This window comes from Methylomonas sp. EFPC1, assembly GCF_016925515.1.
In the GTDB taxonomy this organism is placed as follows: domain Bacteria; phylum Pseudomonadota; class Gammaproteobacteria; order Methylococcales; family Methylomonadaceae; genus Methylomonas; species Methylomonas defluvii.
Map to the genome: position 1 here is coordinate 3,881,063 of NZ_CP070494.1, position 25,246 is coordinate 3,906,308.

The 25,246-nt window shown below is 54.3% G+C and carries 20 protein-coding genes; 12 read left to right on the forward strand and 8 right to left on the reverse strand.

Features of this window, described 5'->3' with window-relative positions; translation table 11 throughout:
• Positions 1 to 3: 3 nt before the first annotated feature.
• On the reverse strand, positions 4 to 582 hold the full coding sequence (locus tag JWZ98_RS17720) for a cytochrome c (RefSeq protein WP_205451228.1): 579 nt from the start codon (positions 580 to 582) through the stop codon (positions 4 to 6).
• Positions 583 to 644: 62 nt separating this feature from the next.
• On the opposite strand from JWZ98_RS17720, the gene glnE reads away from it, so the two are divergent.
• The 3 genes from glnE (at position 645) to JWZ98_RS17735 (ending at position 5,961) form a co-directional block, all read left to right on the forward strand.
• A complete protein-coding gene (gene glnE / locus JWZ98_RS17725) occupies positions 645 to 3,518 on the forward strand; it encodes a bifunctional [glutamate--ammonia ligase]-adenylyl-L-tyrosine phosphorylase/[glutamate--ammonia-ligase] adenylyltransferase (protein WP_165786382.1) in 2,874 nt (957 codons plus the stop codon).
• A gap of 63 nt (positions 3,519 to 3,581) precedes the next feature.
• The gene (locus tag JWZ98_RS17730; RefSeq protein ID WP_051670306.1) at positions 3,582 to 4,214 is read left to right on the forward strand and encodes a ribonuclease; all 633 of its coding nucleotides are present in this window, start codon (positions 3,582 to 3,584) and stop codon (positions 4,212 to 4,214) included.
• 100 nt (positions 4,215 to 4,314) lie between these two features.
• Complete coding sequence (locus JWZ98_RS17735) at positions 4,315 to 5,961, forward strand: phospholipase D-like domain-containing protein (protein WP_205451229.1); 1,647 nt, start codon at positions 4,315 to 4,317, stop codon at positions 5,959 to 5,961.
• A gap of 189 nt (positions 5,962 to 6,150) precedes the next feature.
• Here JWZ98_RS17735 and JWZ98_RS17740 read toward each other — a convergent pair whose 3' ends face one another.
• Complete coding sequence (locus tag JWZ98_RS17740; protein ID WP_205451230.1) at positions 6,151 to 8,031, reverse strand: P-loop NTPase fold protein; 1,881 nt, start codon at positions 8,029 to 8,031, stop codon at positions 6,151 to 6,153.
• 440 nt (positions 8,032 to 8,471) lie between these two features.
• On the opposite strand from JWZ98_RS17740, the gene JWZ98_RS17745 reads away from it, so the two are divergent.
• From JWZ98_RS17745 to JWZ98_RS17760, 4 genes are all read left to right on the forward strand, one after another.
• Positions 8,472 to 9,680 (forward strand): efflux RND transporter periplasmic adaptor subunit, encoded by a 1,209-nt coding sequence (locus JWZ98_RS17745; protein ID WP_240348077.1) that lies wholly within the window; start codon positions 8,472 to 8,474, stop codon positions 9,678 to 9,680.
• Entirely contained in the window at positions 9,677 to 11,614 is a 1,938-nt protein-coding gene (locus JWZ98_RS17750; protein WP_205451231.1) for a MacB family efflux pump subunit, read from the forward strand. Before JWZ98_RS17745 ends, JWZ98_RS17750 begins: the two co-directional genes overlap by 4 nt.
• A gap of 131 nt (positions 11,615 to 11,745) precedes the next feature.
• Positions 11,746 to 13,164 (forward strand): efflux transporter outer membrane subunit, encoded by a 1,419-nt coding sequence (locus tag JWZ98_RS17755; protein WP_240348079.1) that lies wholly within the window; start codon positions 11,746 to 11,748, stop codon positions 13,162 to 13,164.
• A gap of 277 nt (positions 13,165 to 13,441) precedes the next feature.
• A complete protein-coding gene (locus JWZ98_RS17760) occupies positions 13,442 to 13,792 on the forward strand; it encodes a hypothetical protein (protein ID WP_205451232.1) in 351 nt (116 codons plus the stop codon).
• Between the two features lie 250 nt (positions 13,793 to 14,042).
• Here the strand turns inward: JWZ98_RS17760 and JWZ98_RS17765 are convergent, their stop codons facing one another.
• The 3 genes from JWZ98_RS17765 to JWZ98_RS17775 all read right to left on the reverse strand — a co-directional run bounded on the left by JWZ98_RS17765 (position 14,043) and on the right by JWZ98_RS17775 (position 16,108).
• Entirely contained in the window at positions 14,043 to 14,567 is a 525-nt protein-coding gene (locus tag JWZ98_RS17765; RefSeq protein WP_205451233.1) for a transposase, read from the reverse strand.
• Positions 14,568 to 14,627: 60 nt separating this feature from the next.
• On the reverse strand, positions 14,628 to 15,245 hold the full coding sequence (locus JWZ98_RS17770) for a uracil-DNA glycosylase family protein (RefSeq protein WP_205451234.1): 618 nt from the start codon (positions 15,243 to 15,245) through the stop codon (positions 14,628 to 14,630).
• 98 nt (positions 15,246 to 15,343) lie between these two features.
• Positions 15,344 to 16,108 carry an exodeoxyribonuclease III gene (locus tag JWZ98_RS17775; RefSeq protein ID WP_033158372.1) on the reverse strand — a complete coding sequence of 255 codons (765 nt, stop codon included), beginning with the start codon at positions 16,106 to 16,108 and terminating at the stop codon, positions 15,344 to 15,346.
• 72 nt (positions 16,109 to 16,180) lie between these two features.
• On the opposite strand from JWZ98_RS17775, the gene JWZ98_RS17780 reads away from it, so the two are divergent.
• The gene (locus JWZ98_RS17780; RefSeq protein ID WP_033158371.1) at positions 16,181 to 17,584 is read left to right on the forward strand and encodes an amino acid permease; all 1,404 of its coding nucleotides are present in this window, start codon (positions 16,181 to 16,183) and stop codon (positions 17,582 to 17,584) included.
• Between the two features lie 19 nt (positions 17,585 to 17,603).
• Here JWZ98_RS17780 and JWZ98_RS17785 read toward each other — a convergent pair whose 3' ends face one another.
• Complete coding sequence (locus tag JWZ98_RS17785; RefSeq protein WP_033158370.1) at positions 17,604 to 18,092, reverse strand: hypothetical protein; 489 nt, start codon at positions 18,090 to 18,092, stop codon at positions 17,604 to 17,606.
• A 596-nt stretch (positions 18,093 to 18,688) separates the two neighbouring features.
• Between JWZ98_RS17785 and JWZ98_RS17790 the strand changes: the two genes are divergently transcribed.
• The 4 genes from JWZ98_RS17790 (at position 18,689) to JWZ98_RS17805 (ending at position 23,416) form a co-directional block, all read left to right on the forward strand.
• Positions 18,689 to 21,211: a TonB-dependent receptor gene (locus tag JWZ98_RS17790; protein ID WP_240348081.1), complete on the forward strand. Its 2,523-nt coding sequence runs from the start codon at positions 18,689 to 18,691 to the stop codon at positions 21,209 to 21,211.
• A 253-nt stretch (positions 21,212 to 21,464) separates the two neighbouring features.
• The gene (locus tag JWZ98_RS17795) at positions 21,465 to 22,706 is read left to right on the forward strand and encodes an amidohydrolase family protein (protein ID WP_101054631.1); all 1,242 of its coding nucleotides are present in this window, start codon (positions 21,465 to 21,467) and stop codon (positions 22,704 to 22,706) included.
• A gap of 67 nt (positions 22,707 to 22,773) precedes the next feature.
• A complete protein-coding gene (locus JWZ98_RS17800) occupies positions 22,774 to 23,010 on the forward strand; it encodes a DNA-binding protein (protein ID WP_033158369.1) in 237 nt (78 codons plus the stop codon).
• Positions 22,997 to 23,416 (forward strand): type II toxin-antitoxin system VapC family toxin, encoded by a 420-nt coding sequence (locus JWZ98_RS17805; RefSeq protein ID WP_033158368.1) that lies wholly within the window; start codon positions 22,997 to 22,999, stop codon positions 23,414 to 23,416. The genes JWZ98_RS17800 and JWZ98_RS17805 overlap by 14 nt, the downstream gene beginning before the upstream one ends.
• Here JWZ98_RS17805 and JWZ98_RS17810 read toward each other — a convergent pair.
• Both JWZ98_RS17810 and ygiD read right to left on the reverse strand, forming a co-directional pair.
• Positions 23,413 to 24,330: a class I SAM-dependent methyltransferase gene (locus JWZ98_RS17810; protein ID WP_205451235.1), complete on the reverse strand. Its 918-nt coding sequence runs from the start codon at positions 24,328 to 24,330 to the stop codon at positions 23,413 to 23,415. The two genes, JWZ98_RS17805 and JWZ98_RS17810, sit on opposite strands and share 4 nt — an antisense overlap.
• Before the next feature lie 121 nt (positions 24,331 to 24,451).
• Entirely contained in the window at positions 24,452 to 25,240 is a 789-nt protein-coding gene (ygiD, locus tag JWZ98_RS17815) for a 4,5-DOPA dioxygenase extradiol (protein WP_205451236.1), read from the reverse strand.
• Positions 25,241 to 25,246 lie beyond the last annotated feature (6 nt).

Here is a 25,246-nt window from a genome sequence, read left to right on the forward strand (position 1 = left end):
CCTCTAGCTCCCCAGTTTTCTGAATAAGGCATGACAAGAGGTACAGGTGGTGTTGATTTCATGCAAGCTATCCGGAATGGCGTCTATATGATTTTGCTCGGCCAGCTGCTGCAATTGGCGCATCTCTTCGCGCAGCTTGCCGGCCAGGGCCAGAAACGTGGTTTGTTCGGCTGCGTTTAACTGCAAACCGGGCATACGGGCAATCATGATCTCGACAGTAGCCGCCAAATCCCGCGCTGCTTCGCCGATTTGCCGTGAATATTTACGGCGCTCCACGTCTAATTGCTGTTCGGTCATAAACCGCTCCTGCATCAGGCTGTTCATCCGGTCCATCAATTCATGCAAGCGCTGGTCCCGCACCGCATGCAAGGCCGGCTGGCCGGTTTGGCTGCGCCCACCCTGCAAATACGCATACTGATTATTTTGGCTACAAGCGCTCAACATCAATAGTAGTGCGGCTAGATACAGGGTTTTCATGCGTTGCGCTCCGGTTCGATCAATCTGCAAGATGCGGCGCTCAGCCGCATCCTGGCCTGGTTTAAGTTTACCCGATTCCTGTGTGGATATTTTTTCAGCTGCCATCTAGGGTAGCGTCTGCAGTTTAGGTATCATGCTGCTTCCGTTCTTCCGACAGGATCCCGCCTATGTCACTTTTCGATTCGCTGTCCCAGCACACGGTACTGTTGCCGGATGAACTGCGGACTTTGGCCTCCGACTTTTGCACCAAGCTCGACGAAAAGCTTAGCCAAGAGCAACGCCAGGTTTTCGACAACGCCGTATTTTGCGCTTCGGTACTAAAAGTTTGTGTTTGCAGCCAATTTATCAGCGAAAGCTGGCTGCGCCATCCCGATTTGATTCCGGATCTTGTGACATCCACCGATCTATTCGCCCCGCTGCGCCGCGCCGATTATGCCGCCGCATTGCAAAAGAGCGGCAACGCCGACGGCGAACCCGCCTTGGCCAGACAATTACGCCTGTTCCGCCGCCGGGAGATGGTCAGAATCGCCTGGCGCGATCTGGCCGGCTGGTCCGATCTGGACGAAACGCTGTCGGATTTAACCGCCTTGGCCGAGGTCTGCATTCAAACCGCGCTGGATTTTTTATATCGGCAGGCTTGCGCGCGCTGGGGCACACCCACGCTGGCCGACGGCACGCCGTTTAACATCGTGGTGCTGGGGATGGGCAAACTCGGGGCCTGGGAATTGAATTATTCCTCCGACATCGACCTGATTTTTGCTTACGCCGAAGACGGCGTCCTCACCGAGAAAAAGGAAATCAGCTACGGCGAATTCTTCACCCGTATCTGCCGCTCACTGGTGAAAATGCTCGACGAAATTACCGTGGACGGTTTTGTGTTCCGCACCGACGTGCGTTTGCGCCCGTTTGGCGACAGCGGCCCGTTGATCATGAATTTCGACGGCATGGAGCATTACTACCTGACCCAAGCCCGTGAATGGGAACGCTATGCCATGATCAAGGCCCGGCAAGTGGCCGGCGACTTCAATACCGGCAAACACCTGGCCGCATTAATCAAACCGTTTGTCTATCGCCGCTATCTGGATTACGGCGCGTTCGAGGAATTACGCTCGTTAAAATTCCAAATCGCCCAGGAGCTAAAACGCCGCGACCGTGCCGATAACGTCAAACTCGGCCCCGGCGGCATCCGCGAGGTAGAGTTCATCGGCCAAGCCTTTCAGTTGATTCGCGGCGGCCAGGACGTCGCCTTGCAGCAACGTGAAATCCAAACCATCCTCAGCGTTCTGGAAGAGCTGGGGTTGATGATGGTCGAGGATGTAGCCACCTTAAAATTTGCCTACCGGTTTTTACGGCGCGTGGAAAACCACATCCAGCAATACCAGGACAGACAAACCCACGACCTACCCGCTAACCCGCTGGTACAACAAATTCTGGCCTATTCACTGGACTTTGAGGATTGGAGCGCGTTCAAAGCCGAACTGGACCAGGTCCGCGAGTCGGTGCAGGATATTTTCGAGCAAGTGTTTTCGCTCAGCGAACAGGACAATAAACAGCAAAGCGCGCGCTTGATCTGGGCCAGCCCCGCGGACAACGAACTGGCGCTGGAAGCACTGGCCGACTATGGCTTTGCCGATCCGCTGAACATCCAAAAAGCGCTCGTCAATTTTAAAGAATCGCATGCGATTAAACGCATGACCAGCAAAGGCGCCGGTGTCCTGGACCGGTTGATGCCGCAATTGATAGAACAAGTGGCAAACAGCGAAAAAAGCGATGCGAGCTTGCTGCGGATTCTGGATTTATTCGAAGCCGTAGCCGGCCGCAACGTCTATCTAGCCTTGCTGGCCGAAAATCCGGACGCGCTGAATCAGCTGATCAAGCTGGCCGCAGCCAGTCCGTGGATTTGCGAATATCTGTCGCTGTATCCGATTCTGTTCGACGAACTGCTGGATACCCGTTCGCTGTACGACCCGCTGCAAAAGCAGGCCTTGCGCGAGGACTTGCAGCGCGAACTGGCGCGCGTCGATACCCAGGACAGCGAACAACTGATGATTGCGCTGCGCCAGTTCAAGCATCTGAATGTGTTGCGGGTGGCCGCCGCCGACATCATGGGCGTGATACCGGTGATGATCGTCAGCGACTATTTAACCTGGACCGCCGAAGCCATTCTGGAGCAGGTATTGCAATGCGCCTGGCAAATGCTGGTCAGCAAGCATGGCCACCCGCCCGGCACCGGCCCCGATCCGCAAAACTTTGCGATCATTGCCTTCGGTAAATTCGGCGGTATCGAACTGGGCTATGGCTCGGATCTGGATTTGGTATTTTTATATGCCTGCGCCGACGGCGACGCGCAAACCAACGGCGAAAAACCGATCAATTCCGGCCAGTTTTATTTACGCCTGGGCCAAAAAATCCGCCACATTCTGGATACCAAAATGCTGTCCGGCATCCTCTACGAAGCGGACTTACGCTTGCGGCCCAACGGTGACTCCGGCTTGCTGGTCACGCATATTGACCATTACGAAGCGTATTTAAAAAACGAGGCCTGGACCTGGGAACACCAAGCCTTGGTGCGCGGCCGTTTCGTGGCCGGCGACGAAAGTTTGAAACACAGCTACGAAGCCATCCGCGGCCGGATTTTAGCCTTACCGCGGGATCGCGAAGAACTGAAAACCCAGGTGCGGGAGATGCGTGAAAAAATGCGCGACAACCTGGCCCCCAAAGACCCGGCAATATTCGATCTAAAGCAAAGCCAGGGCGGCATCGCCGACATTGAGTTTATCGTCCAGTTCGGCGTCCTCGCAGAAACCGCGCAGCAGCCGAGTCTAGCGACTTACACGGACAACGTCCGCCTGTTGGAAGGTTTACAGCAGCACGGTTTTATCTCGCCAACCGATGCCGCCTTGCTAAAACAAGCCTATTGCGCCTACCGCGATTACGGCCATCATCAGGTACTGCAAGGCCTCAGCGCCACCGCGCACGGCGACGAATTTCAAGAACTGCGCAAGGAAGTGGAGCGGATTTGGCAGCAGTTTATGCTCTGATACTGAGCTAAAAAATATAGACGGCGAATTCCTCGCCCTAAACTCTAAGACTTGGAGAAATTTATGAAAGCTTGGTTACTGCTGTGTTTGGCAGCGTTCTCGACCGCCCTGGCCGCCAACGGCAAGCCCGGCAAGTTTGATGGGTATGTGCTGGCCTTATCCTGGTCACCCACCTATTGCGAGGAACAGCCCAAAGACCGCGAACAATGCGGCAAAAAACTGGGTTTGGTACTGCATGGCCTTTGGCCGCAATACAACGTTGGTTATCCAAGCTTTTGCACCAAGGAAGCCTACGCACCTAGTCAAGCTCAAGCGTTTCCAGAGCTTTATCCGTCCGAATTTCTGTTCGAACACGAATGGGAAAAGCACGGCACCTGCTCCGGATTAACCCAAGCCGGTTATTTTCAATTATCGCAAGCACTGAAAAGCAAAGTCGCCATCCCGGAGGCCTACCAGCGGCCGCAAAAACCTTTCCGAACCACAGCCGAAGTTTTGAAAAACGCCTTTGCCGACGTCAACCCCTGGCTGAAAGAGCAAGCCATCGCCCCATTCTGCAGCGGCGGCGGACGGTTTTTCAAGGAAATGTTCGTGTGTTTGGATAAGAGCGGCGCGACAGCTAGTTGCAGCGCCGACGTGGTGAAAAGTGCGGCGAAATCTTGCGGGCAAAAGGATTTTTTGGTGCGGAATATTAAATAGCTGCGGGGGCTTTACAGCGATTTCTTGACGCTTGCCAGCCTCGCAACCGAGGGTTAACAGACCTAAACTTGTCATCCACTCTATCTAAACGGAGACGGCCATGCGTAGCGAAATTAATATCAGCCCCAAGGGCTTGCAAGTCAGAGCGATCGCCGGCACCTACGTGGTGCTGCTGGCATTTACCTGCCCGAAAGCCTATTGCAGCGGCTTGCTCGGCTTCGGCATCCAACGCACAGACCATGAAAACGGCGAAATCACTTGGCTGCGCGGCTTAAAGCGCTTCGAGCTACCCGGCGACGACGGCTCCAGCGTTAGCAGCCGTCATCACCCGATCCAGAAATTTCATTGGGGTGACTACACTACCAAGCCTGGGCGCAGTTATACCTACACCGTCCATGCGCTGACCGGCAAACCAGGCGCGTTAAAGACTTTCGATTCGGTAGCCGTGCAAGTCAATTGCGAACAACCCGCCGCCATCGGCAGCCAAGGTCATGCGGTGCATTTCAACCGCAGTGCGGCTGCCAGCCAAGCTTTTGCATCGCGCTTTCCACATTTGCCGGCCGGCGAGATTGTCGATGAAAACGCCCGTCGCTGGCTGTCGCGTGGCCTGGAGGAGGCCCTGATCGCCTATATCGACGCGGCCCAAGCCAAACAAGGCTTACATTTATTTTTATACGAATTTGCCAAAGACGCATTTTTCGAGGCACTTAAACGCGCGAAGCAACGCAAGGTCAGGCTGGAGATTTTGTACGACGGCTTGCTGGACGCCAAAGGCGACGGCCCTTCACTCGACGCCGCGCCGCAGATCAAAAAATACGGCCTGAAAAGCGTCTGCAAAGCCCGCACCGGTGCCGGCTTGAATATCTCGCATAACAAATTTATGGTGTTGAGCAACGGCAAAGGCAAACCGCTATCGGTGTGGACCGGCTCGACCAATTTCACCGATAGCGCGATTTACGGACAATCCAACGTCGGCCACGTGATCAGCGATGCCGCAGCCGCCAAACAATATTTCGAGTGGCATCAAACCGTCTGGAAAAACCCCAGCCTGCCCGGCGCCGACTCGCGGAAAGTGGCGATGGGTTTAACCCAAACGCCGGCCACGACCGCAGCGGGTTCGCATCTGGTACTAAGCCCACGCAAATCTACCGAAGCCATCGGCGAATGCGCGGAATGGGTAACGGCAAGCAAACGCCTGATTTGTTTTACCGCGCCGTTTGCCATGCACGACGACCTGGAAGCGGCCCTGGCCGCAGCGCCTGCTCACGTCTTGGGCTTGTTGAACACCCGCAGTGTAGTCGGTCAAGCCTTGCACGACGCGCCCAACACCCAATTGGCGGCCAGTGCCGCTATAGATGAAAAATCTATTTTGGAGCAATGGCAAGGCCGGCTGCTGGCCGAATCCAAACATCATTCCGGTGCACATGTGCATACCAAAATCCTGCTGGTAGATCCGCTTTCCGACAAGCCCTTGGTCGTCACCGGCTCGGCCAACTTCAGCACCAACTCCTGCCGCTTTAACGACGAAAACCAGTTATTCATCATCGGCGATACCGCGGTCGCCGACGTGTATTTGGGCGAGTTCATGCGCATGTTCGATCATTACTACTTCCGCGACTATGTCAGCTGGACGGCCAAACAAAAGAAAACCGATCCCAAAGCCGGCTTTCTGGACGCTACCGACCAATGGGCTTTGCGCTTTTTCGACGGCGGCGAGCGCGAAGCGGCGAGGTTGGCGTTTTTTTAGTTGAATTGGGTTAGTCCTTAGCCAACCAATTGGTTGGAAGTGTTGGTCTCGGTTCGGCCAAAAGTTGTCTATCGGGGTAAATTTTTGAATGGCCGGTTAATGCTAGAAGTTGCTCGTTTAACGTTCGAGCTAACCAGGCCAGACGGCGTCTGCCCTAGCGGGTCCAGTCGATGAGAGAGGGGTTAGGCTTCACTCGCTTAGCGCTGGCTTGACTTTGCTAAGCTGAGCAATGGCGTCGTTGATGTATGGATCTACTAACCATTGCAGCGATAGCGAACTCACCTTCCCGGCTCGTACAGCAATTTCCTCTCGAAGCAAACTGGCAACTTCAGTGAGCCAACCTAGCTCTGGTAGCAGGTTAGAATTGAACTGTTCAAAGCTGTAGCGCTCCTTGAAAGCGTAAGCTACCGTTCTCCTGTTCTCAGGCGTTGTGCTCAACAACTTTCTTATGAAGTCTGCTGGTGCAATTAGGTGGAGAATAGCCGTGTTGTAGTAGAGGTTTTCAGCATCGTTGTTGAGAACGAGGCGACGATAGAAGAGGTTTGTGTCGGTGTCAATCAGAGAGAGCAGTGCCGTGGCTTGCGCAGGAAAACTTGCCTCCAAAGCGATGCCCTGACGCTCCTCGATATATTCAAAGAAGTCTTGGAACGCTTGTTCCTCCTTACTGGTAAACCCAAGGCCAGCGTAAGATTCCCGCTCAAAGTGCCATCGTGTATTGGGTTTCATCATCGGTACGTCACCGCTCGCCAAGAGATCGTTGACGTACTCCTTTGCCGATGCTACGACGTCTTCAACGGATCGGCTGTATATGCCGTGCTTGGCGTAGCGGATTAATAGACCAGTGACATGGACGACTTCTCCCAGGTTCCGGTAGAGACGGGACGACCATTCTTCGTCAACTGTGGCCAGAACGCTTGCAAAGTCACTATCACTTAGGTTCGTGCCATACCACAACTTGACCCAGTTTGGCTGGTCGTTGTCCTGAAAGTACTTACTTTTCTGAAGCGATTCATTGAGTTCCACCCGGGGCACTGAGCCGGTAGAGAAGATTGCCACCCAGACTGACTGTTGAACAAGCGATGTATATAAATTCAATCCAGAGTATTTTGCTCCGATTTCGCGGAAGCGTTGGACGGGATCGGGCTTGTCTTTGTTTTGCCTCAGATGACTCCATGGGTCTTGCAACTTTTCGAGTTCAGAAGGTTTGACCGCCCCGCTGTGAACCTCAAACGAATAGGCTAGGAACAATGCGAGCAGGTCCTTTAGAAGTTCATCGGATTCCAGAACTGACGTTTCGAGAGATTGAAGAAGCCTATCAAAGTCCCATAGTGCATTGCGCACCAATCGTAGGTTTTTATATTTGGAGCACTCATAGACTTGCGTGATCAGCGGAAAGTTAGATCGAACAACCTGCTGCGCTCGCATGCTTGGTAGGTCTGCGGCGAAGTGCTCGAGCGCTGAACCGACTTCAGGGATGACTTCGAATGTTCTTCCAATTAGTTTTTCTTTGATCCGAGCGTAGCCTGCACCTGCGCCTGAAGCGGCATTGAGGATCTCCATCTCGTTTGCAATGAGTACTGCCTTTATTCCGCCGTGCTCAATGAACTGATTTACATAACCTAGAAGGTCTGAGACTGGGATTGAGCAACGCTCCAAATCGTCGAGCACCAGTATCTTGGTTGAGTCTAGAGAGATGCGTTCAAGCACTTTCTCTGTGGGTAGCCCACCTGATATACTCCCGTCTGACTTTCCATCTCCATCAATATCGAAGTTGAGGGATGTCTTAAGAACTCCGCGGGCAAGTCGATGCAGTACTCTGGCTGGCTTTGATCCAAGTACGGGGTGCAGCAGTCTGAAAAACTCTGACTCAATATCGTCAAAAGACTGTACACCATACAGACTTAAGTATAGTACCCGATCCGATTGAGTTAAGTGATTTGCGACAAAGTCCTTTATGAACCACGTCTTACCGCTTCCCCATAAGCCAACGAGCAAGACAGCATATTGAGGCGCCTTCGGGAGTGTGCAGTAGTAGTTGAGGAACTCGCGAATGTGTTGGTTCTCTGTCATTTGGTTTTGGTATTCATCGCAAAGCTTAAGCCTTAGGGCTATAGGGTGGATAAGCGAAGCGCCATCCACCATAGGAACGCAAATAGGTGGATGGCGCTTCGCTTATCCACCCTACAATTTTTATTATTTGAATGGCTGGTTTAAATTTTAAACCGACATTCAAGATAAATACACGAACTTCCACTTTGGATCGACTACGTCTACTTCCCTGCTTGATTGACGCTAACCAAAATCCGATACCTCATCTTTACCAAGCTTTACCTTCCCAGTATTGCCAAGCCCGATACCAAAGCATAAACTCCCTGCAGACTTGGCGGGCGGCTTGAGCTAGCGTTCCGGCATCCCGCCAAGCCATATCCTGCTATCCGCTGTCGAAGCCATCGCCACTACTGCCGGTCGGGAAACTATCCGTCATCCTCAAGTAGACATACATTATTGCCATGCAGCAATCGCTCGTTTCCTCCCCAAACCGCCGGCGTCTGCGCTGGCTTGCTCTGTTTTTATTGGCTATCGCGGTCGCAGTTGGCGGCTGGTATTTTGCCAAGCAACCCAAACACGCAAACCAGGACAAAGCCGACAGAGTGGAAGTAACTTTGGGCGATCTGGAAGAAAACGTCACCGCCCAAGGCAAGCTGGAGCCCAAGGAATACGTGGATGTCGGCGCCCAAGTCACCGGCCAGCTGCAAAAGATTTACGTCAAGATCGGCGATAACGTCGAAGCCGGCCAATTGCTGGCGCAGATCGACCCGCGCATTTACGCCGCTCGCGTTGCTGCCGACGAGGCCAATATCAAAAACTTGCAGGCGCAACTGGCCGGCCAGCAAGCGCAAGTGGTGTTTGCCCAGCAACAATACGACCGCAACCGCGAACTGCTGAAAAGCCAGGGCGTCAGCGTCCAGGACTTCCAGAACAGCGAATTCACGCTAAAAAACGCCAAAGCCACTGCCGAGTCGCTGCAAGCCCAAATCGAACAGGTGCAATCGACCTTGAACGGCGACAAAACCAATCTGGGTTTCACCAAAATCTTCGCCTCGATGGACGGCACCATGGTCGATCAAAAGGCTCGCGAAGGCCAGACCTTGAACGCCAACCAAACCACCCCAACCATCCTGCAACTAGCCAAACTGGACACAATGACGGTGCGCGCTCAAGTGGCCGAGGCCGACGTGATGCGCCTGCGCTCCGACATGCCGGTATATTTCACCACGCTGGGCTCCGGTGAACGCCGCTGGCAAGGCACTGTGCGGCAGATTTTGCCGACGCCGGAAGTGATTAATAACGTGGTGCTTTACAACGTGCTGGTCGACGTGGATAACCGAGACCGGCAACTGATGACCGGCATGAGCACCCAGATGTTTTTCGTGTTGGGCAAGGCCGAGCAAGTGCCGCTGATTCCTGTGAATGCATTGGGCCCACGTCAGCGTAAGGAAGATCAAGGCAACGGCCATGCTTACCAAGTGAAAGTGCTGACCGAGCAAGGCCCGCAAGACAAAGTCGTGCAAATTGGTTTAAGAACCCGGCGCTTTGCCCAAGTGCTGGATGGCCTGGCCGTCGGCGACAAACTACAAATCAACGCCGGCATGGACGATAAGGCCAAAAACCGCAAAAACAATCAAGGCTACCCCGGCGCCGGAGTACCCAGACTATGAGCGCCCTGCCCCTGCTGCAACTTGAACAAATTCAACGCTTTTACCCCAACGGCGATGCCATCGTCCGCGCGCTGGACGACGTGTCGCTGAGCATCTGGCCCGGCGAATTTGTGGCGATCATCGGCCAGTCCGGCTCGGGCAAATCGACATTAATGAACCTGATCGGCTGTCTGGATAAAGCCGATGTCGGCAACTACCAAGTGCTGGGACAAAATGTCGCGGATTTAGACCCTGACCAGCTGGCAGAGCTGCGGCGGGAAAGCTTTGGCTTTGTCTTCCAACGCTACAACCTGTTGAATACCGCAACCGCCGCCGAAAATGTGGAGATTCCAGCCTTGTACGCTGGCCTGCCCAAACCCGAGCGCCAGCAACGCGCCTTGCAATTGCTAGGCAAACTCGGTTTGGCCGAGCGTAGCGGTCACAAACCGATGCAACTGTCCGGTGGCCAACAGCAACGGGTTGCTATCGCCCGCGCCTTGATGAACGATCCGCCGGTCATCCTGGCCGACGAACCTACCGGCGCGCTGGACAGCCAAAGCGGTACGGAAGTGATGGCCTTATTGAAAGCCTTGCATCAGGAAGGCCGCACCATATTATTGATCACTCACGACGACAAAGTCGCCGCCCACGCCCAGCGCGTCATTCATATCGCCGACGGCAAAATCGTCAGCGACGGCACCGCCAATCAAAGCGGACAGCGATTGGCCCCGCCCCAGCACCGCGGCATCGGCGCGGCTGGTTTACTGGCCGAACTGGGCGAAGCCGCCAAAACCGCGTTGCGATCTTTGCGCGCCAACTTGTTTCGTACCGCCCTGACCTTGCTGGGCATTGTGATCGGCGTCGCCGCAGTGGTGACGATGCTGGCGGTCGGCCAGGGCAGCCAGGAAAAAGTGCTGGATCAGATGCGGGCGATGGGCACCAACACCTTGTCGATTCGCCCCGGCCTGACCGGTTTTCGCGGCGGCGGCGACGTGGCGACACTCACTTTGGCCGACGCCGAGGCGATAGCCGAACTGGACAATGTCGAATGGGCGTCGCCCGAGCGCAGCAGTCGCTTGACGGTGCGTTACGGCGCCGTCGATTACGCCACCAGCGTGCAAGGCGTCGCGCCGAGCATGCCGATGGTGCGCGACTGGCCGGTCGGCAGCGGCGACTTCTTCGACGAACGCGACCAGCGCCGCTATGCGCCGGTGATGGTGCTGGGCGAAACGGTGCGCAAACTGCTTTTTGTGGAAGGCGAAGCCCCTATCGGCCGCTTTGTGATGATAGGCAATATTCCGTTTGAAGTGATCGGCGTGATGTCGCCCAAAGGCGCCGACGCGATGGGCAGCGACCGCGACGATGGAGTGTTTGTGCCGATCAGTACCGGTTTGATCAGGCTGTTTGGTCAAAAATATCTGGGCGGCATCACCGTCAAGGTTCGCGACTTGAACAAAATTGACGACACCCAACAAGCCATCAGCGACTTGTTGATCGCCCGCCACCAAACCGAAGATTTTCGGATACGTAATATGGCCTCCATCATCGAATCGGCCACCGAAACCCAGAACACCTTTACGTTGATGCTGGGCATCGTCGCGGCGATTTCCCTGCTGGTGGGCGGCATCGGCGTGATGAACATCATGCTGGTCAGCGTCACCGAGCGCACCCGGGAGATTGGTATCCGCATCGCCACCGGCGCCCGCCGCCGCGACATTTTGCTGCAATTCAATACCGAAGCCGCCGTGGTCTGCACTCTGGGCGGTCTGATGGGCGTGTTGCTGGGCTTTGCCTCCGGTTATGTGCTGAAGTATTTTGACATGGCGGTATTGTTCTCGCCGCTGCCGGCGATCCTGGCTTTTTCCTGCGCCTTTGGCACCGGCTTGTTGTTTGGTTATTTACCGGCCCGCAAGGCCGCGCATCTGGACCCGGTCGTGGCCTTGGCGGCGGAATGAATAAAGTGGTTAACCTTGACTTCAGGGACTTTCTAACAGCTCAAAAAGACTCCTTCTCCCTCAGGGAGAAGGCTGGGATGAGGGAATCCAATCAACAGCTTACATCACCATGGCTTCCCGGTTTCGTGGGAATGAAGACCCATGGCGATTCGAGAATACGTTTGATCAAGCCTGTGCGTTTGCTATTGGCCGGCACGGTGCTATTGGCGACCGGCTGCAATCTATTGACCGACTACCAGCGCCCCGTCGTGGAAACTCCTACGCAATGGCGGGAGGCCGCACAGTCCAACACCGCCAACATCAATCCGCAATGGTGGCAGGCGTTTGCCAGCGAGCAGTTGAACCGGTTGATGGCCGACGCGCTGGCCTATAACAACGACTTGAACGCCGCCCGCCAGCGGATCGAACAAGCCCGCGCCCAGGCCCGCATCGCCGGTGCCGGGCTATGGCCGGCAGCGACCCTGAACGGCGATTTTACCGATACCCGCAACAACGCCAGCGACACCCAAAAAACCAGCGGCCAGTTGGACATTGCTTACGAAGTGGATTTGTGGGGCGCCAACCGGGCCCGGCGCGATGCCGGCAGCGCACGGCTGCTCAGCCAGGTATTTGCCCGCGATGCCTTGCAATTGGTGGTGATGGCCGATGTCGGCCAGGCCTACTTCAATTTGCTGGCTATCCAGGAGCGGAGGCAAATCGCCAGCGACTTTTTGGACACGGTTACTGCAATTCTGACCATCATCGAAGCCCGGCAACGGGCCGGCGCCGCTTACGAACTGGAAGTGGCGCAGCAGCGCACCGCTCAGGCCAACGCCCGCGCCAACCTCGATTTACTGATGCAACAGCAAACCCTGGCGGAAAACACACTGGCCATCTTGTTGGGCCATCCGCCGCAACATCTGGTCCTGGCGCCGGCCCAATTCGCCGCACTGAGCGTGCCGGCAATCGCCGCCGAGCAGCCAGCGACGCTGTTGCAGCGTCGGCCCGACATCGGTCGATTGGAGATGGAATTGATCGCCGCCAATGCCGACATAGCCGTGGCCCGCGCGGCGTTTTATCCCAGATTGCAGCTCAGCCTGAGCAGCGCGCTATCCAATCCGCAACCGGCCGGCGTCGCGGCCAGCCTGGCGGCCGGCCTGACCCAGCCCTTGTTTCAGGGCGGCCGCCTGGAGGGCGCCCTGGGCAACGCCCTGGCAACGAATGCCGAATTGGTGGAAAACTACCGGAAAACCGTGTTGACCGCCTTCAAGGAAGTCGAAGACGCGGCCACCACCTACGCCAACTCCAGCCGCCGCCTGCAAGCCCTGCAACACGCCGCCGCCCAAGCCAAACTGGCCTACGACATCTCGCAAAACCGCTACCGGCTCGGCGCAGTCGATTACCAGGCCCTGCTGAACGCGCAAAGCAGCTACCTGACCACCGAAAACAGCCGGGTACAGGCCAGACTGGACGTGCTGGTCGCCCAGGTGCAGATGTATAAGGCGCTCGGTGGTGGTTGGGCATTGAGCGAGCAGAATACCGATTTGTCAGCTGTGGGGCCTGGGCCATGACGACGGAATTCGGCATCATGGCCGTTGATTATTGTGTCCAGGGTTTACAACTTAAAAAGCTTGACGGAATGACTTTGCCGTTAGGCTCCTGCATAATATGGTTGCCGAAAAGACCGCCCCCTGAGTTTGACGCATTTGTTCGGGAGCTTAGGATGGGCTGAATTTTATGTGTTTTTATCAAAGTTCAGTGGCTTCGTTTGACTTTAGTATATGGCTCACCCCTTACCTTAACGTAGAGCGACCAGCCGATTTCTTTGCGAACAACGGACTACTACCTATGCCAGAATTAACAGACGCGGAACTCAGAGAAATGGAACTCAGGCTTCAAGAACAGCAATTGGAGCTTGAACAAAAGAAGTTATACGTCGAATTTGCCAAATATGGTTTTGCGGGGACTCTGACTGCTTCCATTACCGGCTTGCTGTCAGTAGTTGGGCTCGCAGCGCTGAATGCATTCGCAGACGCTAAAATCGAAACTTGGGGCATAGTTGCCGTTGCAGTAGTCGTCTTGCTCGGAGCAGTAGCATTCGGCTACTTTTCGTTGTGGGAGTTACCTAAGCTAGCCGGACAGTTCAGCAAGACGAAAAGTGCAATTTCCCTGGAACCGGGTAAAAAGGGCGGCGTATAGCTCGATCAGATCGGGGTGACGGGATTGCGCCCGCCCCCTCTCCCACACCACCGGACATGCGGTTTTCCGCATCCGGCGGTTGAACCAGGCGACTTTTTATACCGTCTCAAAATCTGATGGCATCCACAAACCCCAGCGTCTGAGCTCGTAGGGCGCAATACGGCTGCGCCTATTGACGCCCTACAATTGGACTTGTAACACGAAAACCGTAAGGCACCCTATCCAACGGGCATTGCACCGCATTTTAAAACTACTCTAAGTCATTTAAATCTCCGCCAACTCCCGCCCAATCTAACGGATAGACGCCCTTTTCAACCCATCGGTGAAAAGTCGAGTATGGCCAGTCTTTTACTTGTTTTACCCAACCATGTTTCACCGGGTTGTAATGTATATAATCCAAGTGAACTTGAAAATCAGCTTCATCGCGTATCAGGTGCTCCCAATAACGCCGTTGCCATATTCCGCGTTCTCCCCGCTTTATTCTTACGGTCGATCTCCGTTCGGTTTTGGGTATTACCTTGGAAAATCCAATTTTTATAAGCCTTATTCGCGTAGCGTAGTCGATGTCGTTTTCCGGCAATTCGATCAAACAATGCATGTGCTCCGGCAATACCACCCAACCGTGAATATTGAACGGGTGATGAGTTTTTACCGTTTTGATCGCATCTTTTAACGGTTGAATATGTTGTATCAACAGATCGTTACCATTCCTTTGTAACAAATTGATGGTAAAAAAATAGGTACCGCCGGGGTGCCAAATTCTTCGGTAATCCATTTTTTTATTTTCAATAGCAAGTTGATTAAATGCGGCGCAATGCCCGTTGGTTATTGCGCCCTACGTTGGACGCCCCAACACTTGCCGCCAGGCCGCATGCGCCTGAATAGTTGCCAACGCCGCTTGCAGCAAACCGGCACCCGGCTCGGTGCGATGCCAGGTGGAGGCGCCGGAGGGGTGCGGCAGTGGGATGACGTCGGTGTCGTGGCCGTGAAAATTCAAGTGGTGCAAACCGCCGATGACATCGCTGAGTTTATCGACCGGTAGCATTTGTTGAATTGCCAGCTTGCCGACCGGGATGATTAACTTGGGCTGCAACAGCTCGACTTCCGCTTGCAGCCAGGACGCGCATTGCTGGATTTCCTGCGGATTGGGTACGCGGTCGCCGCCTTTGGGATTTTTACCGGGAAAGCAGCGGCAGACCGCCGCCATATAGACCCGCTCCCGAAAACTGGCTTCGTCCAGGCCGATCTGGGCAAACCATTTGAACATCGTCTTACCCGCCGTCCAGGCAAACGGCCTGCCCAACACCCCTTCTTTATCGCCGGGTGCCTGACCGATTAGCAACACCGGCGACAGCACCGGCTTGCCGCTGACCACCGGGCGGATCATGGCCGGGCAGCGAGTACAGGCCAGCAGCGCTTGACGGTGTTGTAGCAAATGCTGTTGGTCGCTCATGATTGTCGGAATAAAAAAATTAAAAACATCCCTCACCCTAACCCTCTCCTTTATGCCCTGCGGGTACGGAGGGAGAGGGGACTTTTCGATCATTTCGCTCAAAGCGCCAGCTCGATGCCGACCGGGCAATGATCTGAGCCGAATACGTCCGGCAGAATGAACGCATCGCTGATTTGCCCGAGCAGCGCCTGGCTGGTCAGCACGTAATCGATCCGCCAACCGATGTTCTTTTCACGGGCATTGGCGCGGTAGCTCCACCAGCTGTAAGCCACGGTATCCGGATGCAGGTGCCGAAAACTGTCGATCAAACCGGCCTCCACAAAATTGCTGAAACCATCGATCTCGACTTGGGTATAGCCGGCCGATTTGTTGTAATTGGCTTTGGGGCGGGCAATATCGATGGCTTGATGGGCGACGTTGAAATCGCCGCAGGCAATCAGCGGTTTTTGGCTTTGCAGCTTTTGCATGTAGGCTAAAAACTCTTTATCCCAAGTCTGCCGATAATCCAGTCTCGCCAAACCGTCGCCAGAGTTAGGCACGTAGACATTCAACAAATAAAATTTCTCGAATTCGGCGACGATGATCCGGCCTTCCTGGTCGTGTTCAGCGATGCCCATATCGTGCATCACTTGCAGCGGCTCCTGCCTACTTAATATCGCCACGCCGGAATAACCCTTGCGTTCCGCGGAGTTGGAGTACAGGTGATAGCCGTGTATATTTTCCAAAGCCTTGCTGACTTGCTCGTCTTGAGCCTTGGTTTCTTGCAGCAACACGCAGTCGGCATCGAGTTGGCTGAGCGTATCGGCAAAACCTTTATCTTGCACGGCGCGAATGCCGTTGACGTTCCAGGAGATGATTTTCATGTGGGGTTCCATTGGGATAGACCGAATTGACTGGGTATTTTACCGGCTTGCGCGCCGCAACGGGGACGCGATATGAACAATTGGCGCCAGCGTAAACCCTGGCCGGCTGCTGACAATGTGCCGACAGAACATAGATTAACCGCCACGTTAAGGTGGCCGCACCTGATGGCGCTGGGCGTGGGGGCGATTGTCGGCACTGGCATCTTAACCTTGATCGGGGTTGGCGCGGCCAAGGCCGGGCCGGGGGTGATATTGGCGTTTGTGATTGCCGGAGCGATTTGCGCCTGCGCGGCCTTGGCTTATGCGGAAATGGCCACGCTGATGCCGGCCGCCGGCGGCGCTTACACCTATGCCTATATCGTGATCGGCGAATGGGCCGCCTGGTTTGTGGGCTGGAGTTTGATTTTGGAATATTCGCTGGTGGTCAGTGCGGTGGCGGTGGGTTGGTCCGGTTATGCAGCGCCGCTGTTGCACGAAGGCTTGGGCGTACCGATGCAATGGATGCAAGGCCCGGAACTGGGTGGCTTGATTAACCTGCCGGCGATTTTCATCATCCTGGTAGTCACCGGCCTATTGCTGATCGGCACTAAAGAGAGCGCCAGCGTCAATGCCTTGTTAGTGGTGGTCAAGCTGACCGCATTGCTGGTATTTATCGCGGTGGTGTTGCCGCTGTTCCAAGCCGAACATTTCCAACCTTTTATGCCGTTTGGTTTCATTAAAACCTTCGGCGCGGACGGCGTCGAGCGTGGCGTAATGGCTGCGGCGGCGATCATCTTTTTTGCCTTCTACGGCTTCGATGCGATTGCCACCGCGGCTGAGGAAACCCGTAACCCCGACCGCGATTTGGCGCTAGGCATCGTCGGCTCGATGCTAATCTGCGTGGCCATTTACGTCGTGGTGGCAGTGGCGGCACTGGGCGCTTTGGATTATCGGCGCTTCGCCGACAGCCCCGAGCCCCTGGCGCTGATTTTGCGCGAGTTGGGCAAACCTAACGCGGCGCGCTGGCTGGCGGCATCGGCCGTCATCGCCCTGCCGACGGTAGTGCTGGCGTTTTTTTACGGACAGAGCCGGATTTTCTTTGCGATGGCCCGCGACGGCTTGCTGCCGCGCGGCTTGGCCAAGGTGTCGCCACGCGGTACGCCGGTTCGCACCAGTGTGTTTACCGCCGTGATCGTCAGTATCATCGCCGGCGTGTTTCCGCTGGCGGACATCGCTGCGCTGGCCAATGCCGGCACGCTGCTGGCATTCTGTGTCGTGGCGGTTTGCATGTTGTTGCTCAGGCATCAACAGCCGGAAATGCCGCGGAAATTCTCGGCACCGTTTGTCTGGATCACCGGACCGGTGGCGATACTGGGCTGCCTGTATCTGTTTATCAGCCTGCCGAGCACTACGCAGCTGTATTTTCTGATCTGGAACCTGATCGGCTTTGCGGTTTATGGCCTGTACCGTTTGCGGCAGCCCGCGCCCCACGGCTGACGGGCCGGATTTGGCTGCATTACATTTTCAGCTTACCGAGTTGCGCCTCAAATTCTTCCAACGACATCGCCCCGCTCTTACCCACCCGCTGATGGCCAGCGTCGAAGAAATAGGTTCTGGGTAATTCGCCATACCAGGCCGGGTCGATCTCGTAACGCAGTTTTTCCGGATTATCGGAGGCGAAAGCCCAATTCTCCAGCCCGCCGAGTTTATGGCTGTCGATGATACGTTTGATCTCCGGCAAGGCTTCCGCGTCGTCGGTGGCTAGCATGACGATTTTCAAAGCCGGATGTTTCTCGTGCAGCTTACCCAGTATGTCCATGTCCTTCAGGCAGGATGGGCAATCCACCGACCAGATTGCCAGCATTAGCGGCTTGTTGGCATTTACCGCCAAAATCTGTTGGTAGCTGCCGGGAGTGAAGGGTTTTATTTCGGGCTGTTCCGCCAAAACCACGCTACAGCCAATGAGATTTAAAGCTAGACCAACCAGAATGGTTCTTGTGTTCATAGTATCCTTATTAAATTAGCTGCCAGGGCCGAATTTGCCATCAAAAAACGGAACACCTTAGCGCCAGTCCAGACGACATTCAAGCCCAAACGGCAGAGGTAACGATAAAGTTGCTGTGGTCCATGTTCAACTCAGGCGATGTAGTCATTTAACATAGTTTATTACTTTGCTTTTACCTACCGGCTGCTTTAACGAATGGTTTAATCTTTTTAAGCCACGCAATCTTGTGCAAACCAATACGCCTATCAAATTATTGAACTATCCGACATTTTTTTAAAACTCTCGCTTGTTTAAAAGTTTATGTCTCAGACATAGCACCATGGAATAGCAAGGCGTATCGCCCAAAAAAACTTAAAAAATCAGTTAAATAACACAGTTTATTAAAAATAAAACACGACCATTAATTATTTATCAATAAAATCAAAGACATTTAATCTTGGCCCCAATCTTGCCGGAAATTCGGAATATTTTTTATCCGGAAAACCTGTTAGCTATCAGCATGATCCAGCTCGGAAAATCGCTCAAATTGAGTAGATCAAAAGGCTAAAACAAACTTCGCAATAATCCAGAAATAATAATTACAACCGAGATCAAACGTGAAAAATCAATCCGAAACACTTGATAAATCAGCGTCTTATAGATTGCCGATGCGTTCTTTATTGTCTACTGCTGTTCTGCTGGCTATTACCAGCAATGTCGCCATCGCTGAAACACAGAAGAAAAGTACAGGCGACGCCACGAAACATACGGCAAAAAATGCAGAAGCTTCCAAGCCATCGGACCAGCCCACTGCTGACAATAGTCAAACAGCATCAAAACAAGTGTCGTCGGAAACGCCTGCTGCGGGCGGCAGCACCAAAGACGAAGTAATGGAAGAAATGGTGATCACCGGTGAAGTGGCGAAAGACTCGCATTTCACCTCGCCATCAACCCGCCTATCACGCGCCGAAATTGAACGGCAAAACGCCCAAACCACGGAAGAAGCGGTCAAGTATCAACCAAGCTTGCAGATACGTCAGCGTTATATCGGCGACCCGAACGGCGTGTTAGGCATCCGCGGGGCCGATATGTTCTCGACGGCCAGAAACATGGTGTATGCCGATGGCTTACCGCTACACAATCAATTGCAGGCTTCTTTTAACGGTGCGCCGCGCTGGTCGATGGTGGGCCCAAACGAAATCGACGCGGTTGACGTGGTTTACGGTCCATTTTCTGCGGAATACAGCGGCAACTCCATCGGCGGGGTAGTGAACCTTAAAACCCACATGCCAATGAAAGAAGAGTACTACGCGGAAACCAGCTACTTTGTGCAGCCTTGGGAGAATATTGGCGCGGATGGCGGCACCTTTGACGGCAACCGGCAATATTTTTCGTATGGCAATCGTTTGGATAAATGGTCTGCGCTGCTTTCCTACAACCGCTTGGAAGCGGAAAGCCAGCCTATGAGTTACTTCATCGATAATACAGGTTTGCGCAATCCTACCGGCGTAACGACCGCAGTCAATGGCGCGGTGCCAATTCTGGACACCCGCGGCACGCCTAGTTACATTTACGGCGACACCGGCCCCGAGTTGGTCAATACCGATCTGGTTAAACTCAAAGTGGGATACGACATCACGCCGGATTTGCAGGCGATATTTACCGGTGCATTCGAGGAGCGCACTCGTAAATCCGAAAAACCGCGTAATTACCTGACCACTGCAAACGGCAATGCCTATTACGGCGATAACAATACCAATTCTCGCGATGCCGTTTACGCGGGAAGAGCATTCAACGTTTTGAACAGCGGCTTCGGGCCGTCCGATGACGAACGACAAACCATGCAAATCGGCATGCAGGTAAAAGGGGCGATTACCGACACCTGGGATATAGACACCACGTTCAGCTACTTGGATGTAATCAAAGACGAGCGCAGAACCGCTTTTTTTAATCCTGACGACCTTCGAAACCAAAATACCGGCCAACTGCAAGTATTTGACGATTTCAATTGGAAAAACTACGACTTGAAGCTCAGCACGCGGGAATTTTTAGGCTGGAAACCCTTGGAATTTTTAGGCGGTTACCACTTCGACAACTACAACATGAACTTCAAACAGTTCTCCTATAACAGCTATTCGGCCGATCAGATAGGCTCAGAAACCATAGGACGGCGTAACCAAGGTGAAGTCACTACCAATGCGATGTTCGGTCAGTTCGCCTATCACTTTGCGCCGGACTGGGATTTGACATTGGGCGCACGTTACGAGTGGTGGCTGGCGTCCAGTGGCGTGGGCTCTAACCGTGCATTGTCAGATCGTAGCGACGACGCCATCTCCCCGAAAGCATCGTTGGGATTTGAGCCGTCCAATTGGAAATTCCGTTATTCGTTTGGTCGCGCCTACCGCTTTCCGGTCATCGCAGAGCTGTATCAAAATCTCCAGTCGCCGACGAGCATAACCACGGCAAACGAGAATTTAAAGGCCGAGGACGGCTGGCATCATAACTTTATGATCGAATACGGACTGGACAACGGTTACGTGCGGGTCAATGTGTTCCGCGACGACATCCGCAACACTATCCAGCAGGTTAGACGCGCCACCGGCATCTTGACTGAAAATGCCTTCCAAAACATTCCCGCCACCAGCACTACCGGCGTGGAACTGGTGTATGACCAAGCTCGCGTGCTCGACTCTGACTTTGATCTGAATTTCAACGCCACCTGGATGAACGCTATTGTGGAAGACGGCGGGCCGGACATTAACTTTCAAGAAGCGAACGGATCACTTACCCGCTTTAACCTGACCGGCAAAGAACGTATCCGCTTGCCGGAATGGCGTTTTAATGCGCTGGCGACCTATCATGTGAACGAAGCACTGGATGTCTCGATGGCGGGCCGGTATACCAGCGACTCTTACAACGATATTGATAACAAAGACCACGTCAACAATGTGTTCGGCTCGCAGGACGGTTTTTTCTTCCTGGACTTTAAAACCAGCTACCGCTTTAAGTACGATTTGCTGGGTAAACCTGCGAAAAGCCGCATCTCATTCGGTATCAACAACCTAACGGACAAAACGGCTTATGTGTTTCATCCTTATCCACAAAGAACGTTCTTCCTTGAGGGCGCAATAAGTTTCTAAGTTCTAAGAATTTTTTAACCCGGCCTCTACACATCGTTGCTCCCGCAAAAGCGGGAGCGCAGCAGCTGCACGAAACTCCTGAGCCGTCTAACGGCTTCCACCTTCCAGGAAATTTAAGAGCCGGGTTAATAATCACCCAATCTGCAAGGCCATGGCGCTAGCACCAAGCCAAGCAAAATCCGCCCCAACCTCTTTACAACCCATTTGATTTTGCGGATCCTATCCCCACAGTATCCGACCTAGAAAACACCCCATGACATCAAACCATCGCGTGCCCGCTACCAGTCGCGCCCGCCGCCGCTTTTTAAAACTGGCGGCTACCGGCTTGGCCACCGCCAGCATGCCGGCGTCTGCACTGTTTCGCTTAACTAATCCCTGTCTCGATCCGGCTGGGACGCCTGCTTCGGCCTTGGAAACCGCCGCTTGGCAAGGCATCGATCCGGCAGACTGGTGGGATTGTCACACGCACATCATCGGCTCCGGCGACGGCGGTAGCGGCATTACGCAAACGCCGGATATGCATGCCCCGCTCAAGCACCCGGTGCAAACCCTGCAACATTGGGCTTACGCCAACGCGGCTTGCATCCCTGACACCAACCAAGACACCGCCTTTGTCAAACGCTTACAAGCCTTGCTGGACAACATGCCCAAGGGCGCTAAGGCCATGTTGTATGCGTTTGACCGCGCACATGGGGCCAGCGGCGACCCGGATCATGCGAATACCGCATTTTTTGTCCCCAACGAGTACGCTCAGCGTTTGGCGCAAGGCTATCCGCAGCGCTTCGAATGGGTAGCCAGCATTCATCCCTATCGCCCCGATTGCGCATCTGTACTGGAACAGGCCGCCGCCAACGGTGCCCGCGCCGTGAAATGGCTGCCGCCGGCAATGGGCATAGACCCGGCTTCGCCGCAATGCGACCGGTTTTATAAAGCGGCGGCACAATTGAACATCCCGATCATTACCCACGGCGGCGAAGAAAACGCCTTGCACGGTGCAGACCAACCTTTGTTCGGGAATCCGCTGCGTTTGCGGCGAGCTCTCGATGCCGGCGTCCGGGTGGTGATTGCCCATTGTGCGACATTGGGCCAGGATGTGGATGAAGACGGCCGGGAAGTGCGAAGTTTTGATTTGTTTGCCAAGTTGATGGCGGATAAACAGTGGCAGGACCGGCTATACGGTGACATTTCGGCGATTGTGTTACGCAACCGCGATATGGGCGTAATCAAAACCCTGCTGACGGAAACCAGCTGGCATAGCCGCTTGCTTTACGGCTCGGATTACCCGTTGACCGGCATTTTGCCGTTGATCTCGCCGTCGGCTTTTGCCGAGGCCGGCCTGCTGGCGGGCGATGCCGTCGAACCGTTGCTGGCTCTGCAGGAATATCATCCGTTTCGCTTCGATTTTGTGTTGAAACGCAGTTTGTCGTGGCAGGGCAAGCGTTTTGCCGACGGTGTATTTGCGACTCGGCCGTTTTTTACGGGCCAACAACGGTAGAGTTAAAAGACTACCGCTACGCCAAAGCGCATGCTAGCATTGATAGCACCACCCCTTGGAGTTAGCTATGCCCAGCCTTGTTGTTAGAAATCTTGATGAATCGCTGGTTAAGGCTTTGAAAGCCAGAGCTGCCGCCCACCATCGTTCCACAGAAGCAGAACATCGCGCCATCCTGGCGGAGGTTTTGACCGGGCCGCAACGGAAATCTTTTACGGAAGTGCTAGCCGCCATGCCCAATGTCGGTTCGGATACTGACTTTCTGCGTGTGGATACCGAGAGCGATTTGGCTGATGTATTTGATTGACACGAATGTGATTAGCGAAATCCGCAAAGGCAGCAAGACAAATCCGGGCGTTAACCAGTTCTTTGCCGGCGTCGCCCAAAATGATCACAAGCTGTATATTTCTGTCGTCACCGTCGGTGAATTGCGGCGCGGCGTGGATCTGATTTATCACCGCGGCGATTTTAGCCAAGGCAAGTTACTCGAGAACTGGCTAAACCAGCTTATGCAGGAATATCGCCATCATGTCTTGCCTATCGACAACGAGATTGCCCTGGTTTGGGGGAAAATGCGCGTACCAAATCCTCAACACCCCTTGGATAAATTGATCGCTGCTACGGCGTTAATTTACGATCTTACCGTTGTCACGCGGAATGTTGGTGACTTTGCCGGCACAGGAATTCGGGTCCTCAATCCATTCGCGGATTAAGCCATGGCCCGCAGCAAATTTCCATAAAACAAAGCTTTGCCGGTTTGGCTCTGCATCCACAGTTGTTTGATTTCGAGTTGGCGTTTAGCAAAACAAGGGGCGGCAGCGCGGGCTAAATCCTGCAAGTCCACTTTGGGAGAATAGGTGTTCAGGACTAAAAACGCCCCCGGATTCATCAAGCCGCGCGCCGTTTCGATCAAGTCGGCCAGCTGATTTTCCAGTTTCCATTTTTCGCCCTTGGCGCCCAAACCCCAGGCCGGCGGGTCCATGATGATACCGTCGTAATGATTGCCGCGCTTGAGTTCGCGCTTGGCAAATTTCAAGGCATCTTCCAACACCCATTGGATGTCGGTCAGCCCGCTACACACCATGTTGTCGTGGGTCCAATCCAGCATTTGCTTGACTGAATCGACATGCACTACTTCCGCGCCATTCATCCTGGCCACCAGCGAGGCCGCGCCGGTGTAAGCAAACAGGTTTAATAGTTTGTCGCCCGGTTTGACCCGCTCGGCGATGAACCGCCAGTTGGCTTGTTGTTCCGGAAACAAGCCCAGATGTTTGAATTTGGTCAGCTTCAAACCAAACTGCAATTGTTGATAAGCAATTTGCCAGTGTTCGCTAGCCTGCGGCTTCAATTTTTTCCAGGTGCCTTGCGTGGATGACAGCTCTACAAACTCCCAATCCGCCCTCGCCTGCCAATCCGGCCACGACCAACCCGGCTGGAAATGCGCTTGAATCTCCGGGCGTATCGTCACCACGTCGCCCCAGCGTTCCAGTTTCTTACCGTCACCGGCATCCAATAATTCATAGTCCGCCCAGCCAGCGGCGTATTCGCGCTGCGTATTTCCAGGAACGGCAACACTATTGCTGGCTTTGTGTTCGGGTGACTTGCGGCGAATTGGATCGTTGGGCATATTGCTGGCGGCGCACAGAATGGTTAATCGGCGGATTTTATGCCCGAATGCGCAAACAGACCACCACAAACGGCGAATATTCAATGATCGGCGGGAAGTAAGCCAAACTACATGACGGACGTTAACCTACTTGCACAGACAACATGGCAATAGCACCCAGCGTGGTTTTGTCCGTGAAAAAACCGACCTGTTCGCCGTCACCTTGCAAGCCCAAGATGTACAGGAGGGGCAGAAAATGTTCGTCTGTCGGGATGGCCAACGCCGCATCGCTTAACTCGCGGTATTTGACGACGGCGCTGTGATCGCCTGCGGCAATCAAGCGTTTAACCCGCTCGGCAAACGCGACGGCCCAGTCATGGGCAGTATCCCGCCAAATCGCCACTTGCAAGTTGTGCACGATATTACCGCTGCCGACGATCAACACCCCCTCGTCTCGCAAGCAGCGTATAGCTTTACCCAGTTGGTAATGCTGTTCCGGCGACTTTTTTGTATCCAGACTGAGTTGTAAAACCGGAATGTCCGCATCGGGAAACAGATGGCACAAAACCGACCAACTGCCATGATCCAAACCCCAGTCCTGATCCAGCTCAATCCCGGGCATCCGCGCCTTGATCCTCGCCGCCAATGCAGGGCTGCCCGGCGCAGGATAGACAAAATCGAATAAGGCTTGCGGAAAGCCGTAAAAGTCGTGGATGGTCGGTGGCTGCGACATCGCGGTGATAAACGTGCCCTTGGTTTGCCAATGCGCGGAGACAGCTAGAATGGCTTTTGGCCTAGGTAGACTTTGTCCCAGCGATCCCCAGGCCCGGCTAAATTCGTTGTCTTCAATCGCATTCATGGGGCTGCCGTGACCGATGAATATGGCTGGCATCCTCGGCAATTTGGCGTTGTCAGGCTTGGCCCAATTCATCGTCTC

Bases quoted from the DNA above. Each gene is read 5' to 3' on its own strand.
- JWZ98_RS17800 (WP_033158369.1), top strand. From the start codon at position 22,774: ATGCCCAGCCTTGTTGTTAGAAATCTTGATGAATCGCTGGTTAAGGCT.
- JWZ98_RS17720 (WP_205451228.1), bottom strand. From the start codon at position 582: ATGGCAGCTGAAAAAATATCCACACAGGAATCGGGTAAACTTAAACCA.
- glnE (WP_165786382.1), top strand. From the start codon at position 645: ATGTCACTTTTCGATTCGCTGTCCCAGCACACGGTACTGTTGCCGGAT.
- JWZ98_RS17805 (WP_033158368.1), top strand. From the start codon at position 22,997: ATGTATTTGATTGACACGAATGTGATTAGCGAAATCCGCAAAGGCAGC.
- JWZ98_RS17810 (WP_205451235.1), bottom strand. From the start codon at position 24,330: ATGCCCAACGATCCAATTCGCCGCAAGTCACCCGAACACAAAGCCAGC.
- JWZ98_RS17750 (WP_205451231.1), top strand. From the start codon at position 9,677: ATGAGCGCCCTGCCCCTGCTGCAACTTGAACAAATTCAACGCTTTTAC.
- JWZ98_RS17775 (WP_033158372.1), bottom strand. From the start codon at position 16,108: ATGAAAATCATCTCCTGGAACGTCAACGGCATTCGCGCCGTGCAAGAT.
- JWZ98_RS17795 (WP_101054631.1), top strand. From the start codon at position 21,465: ATGACATCAAACCATCGCGTGCCCGCTACCAGTCGCGCCCGCCGCCGC.
- JWZ98_RS17730 (WP_051670306.1), top strand. From the start codon at position 3,582: ATGAAAGCTTGGTTACTGCTGTGTTTGGCAGCGTTCTCGACCGCCCTG.
- JWZ98_RS17780 (WP_033158371.1), top strand. From the start codon at position 16,181: ATGAACAATTGGCGCCAGCGTAAACCCTGGCCGGCTGCTGACAATGTG.
- JWZ98_RS17770 (WP_205451234.1), bottom strand. From the start codon at position 15,245: ATGAGCGACCAACAGCATTTGCTACAACACCGTCAAGCGCTGCTGGCC.
- JWZ98_RS17785 (WP_033158370.1), bottom strand. From the start codon at position 18,092: ATGAACACAAGAACCATTCTGGTTGGTCTAGCTTTAAATCTCATTGGC.
- JWZ98_RS17745 (WP_240348077.1), top strand. From the start codon at position 8,472: ATGCAGCAATCGCTCGTTTCCTCCCCAAACCGCCGGCGTCTGCGCTGG.
- JWZ98_RS17765 (WP_205451233.1), bottom strand. From the start codon at position 14,567: ATGGATTACCGAAGAATTTGGCACCCCGGCGGTACCTATTTTTTTACC.
- JWZ98_RS17740 (WP_205451230.1), bottom strand. From the start codon at position 8,031: ATGACAGAGAACCAACACATTCGCGAGTTCCTCAACTACTACTGCACA.
- JWZ98_RS17755 (WP_240348079.1), top strand. From the start codon at position 11,746: ATGAAGACCCATGGCGATTCGAGAATACGTTTGATCAAGCCTGTGCGT.
- ygiD (WP_205451236.1), bottom strand. From the start codon at position 25,240: ATGAATTGGGCCAAGCCTGACAACGCCAAATTGCCGAGGATGCCAGCC.
- JWZ98_RS17735 (WP_205451229.1), top strand. From the start codon at position 4,315: ATGCGTAGCGAAATTAATATCAGCCCCAAGGGCTTGCAAGTCAGAGCG.
- JWZ98_RS17760 (WP_205451232.1), top strand. From the start codon at position 13,442: ATGCCAGAATTAACAGACGCGGAACTCAGAGAAATGGAACTCAGGCTT.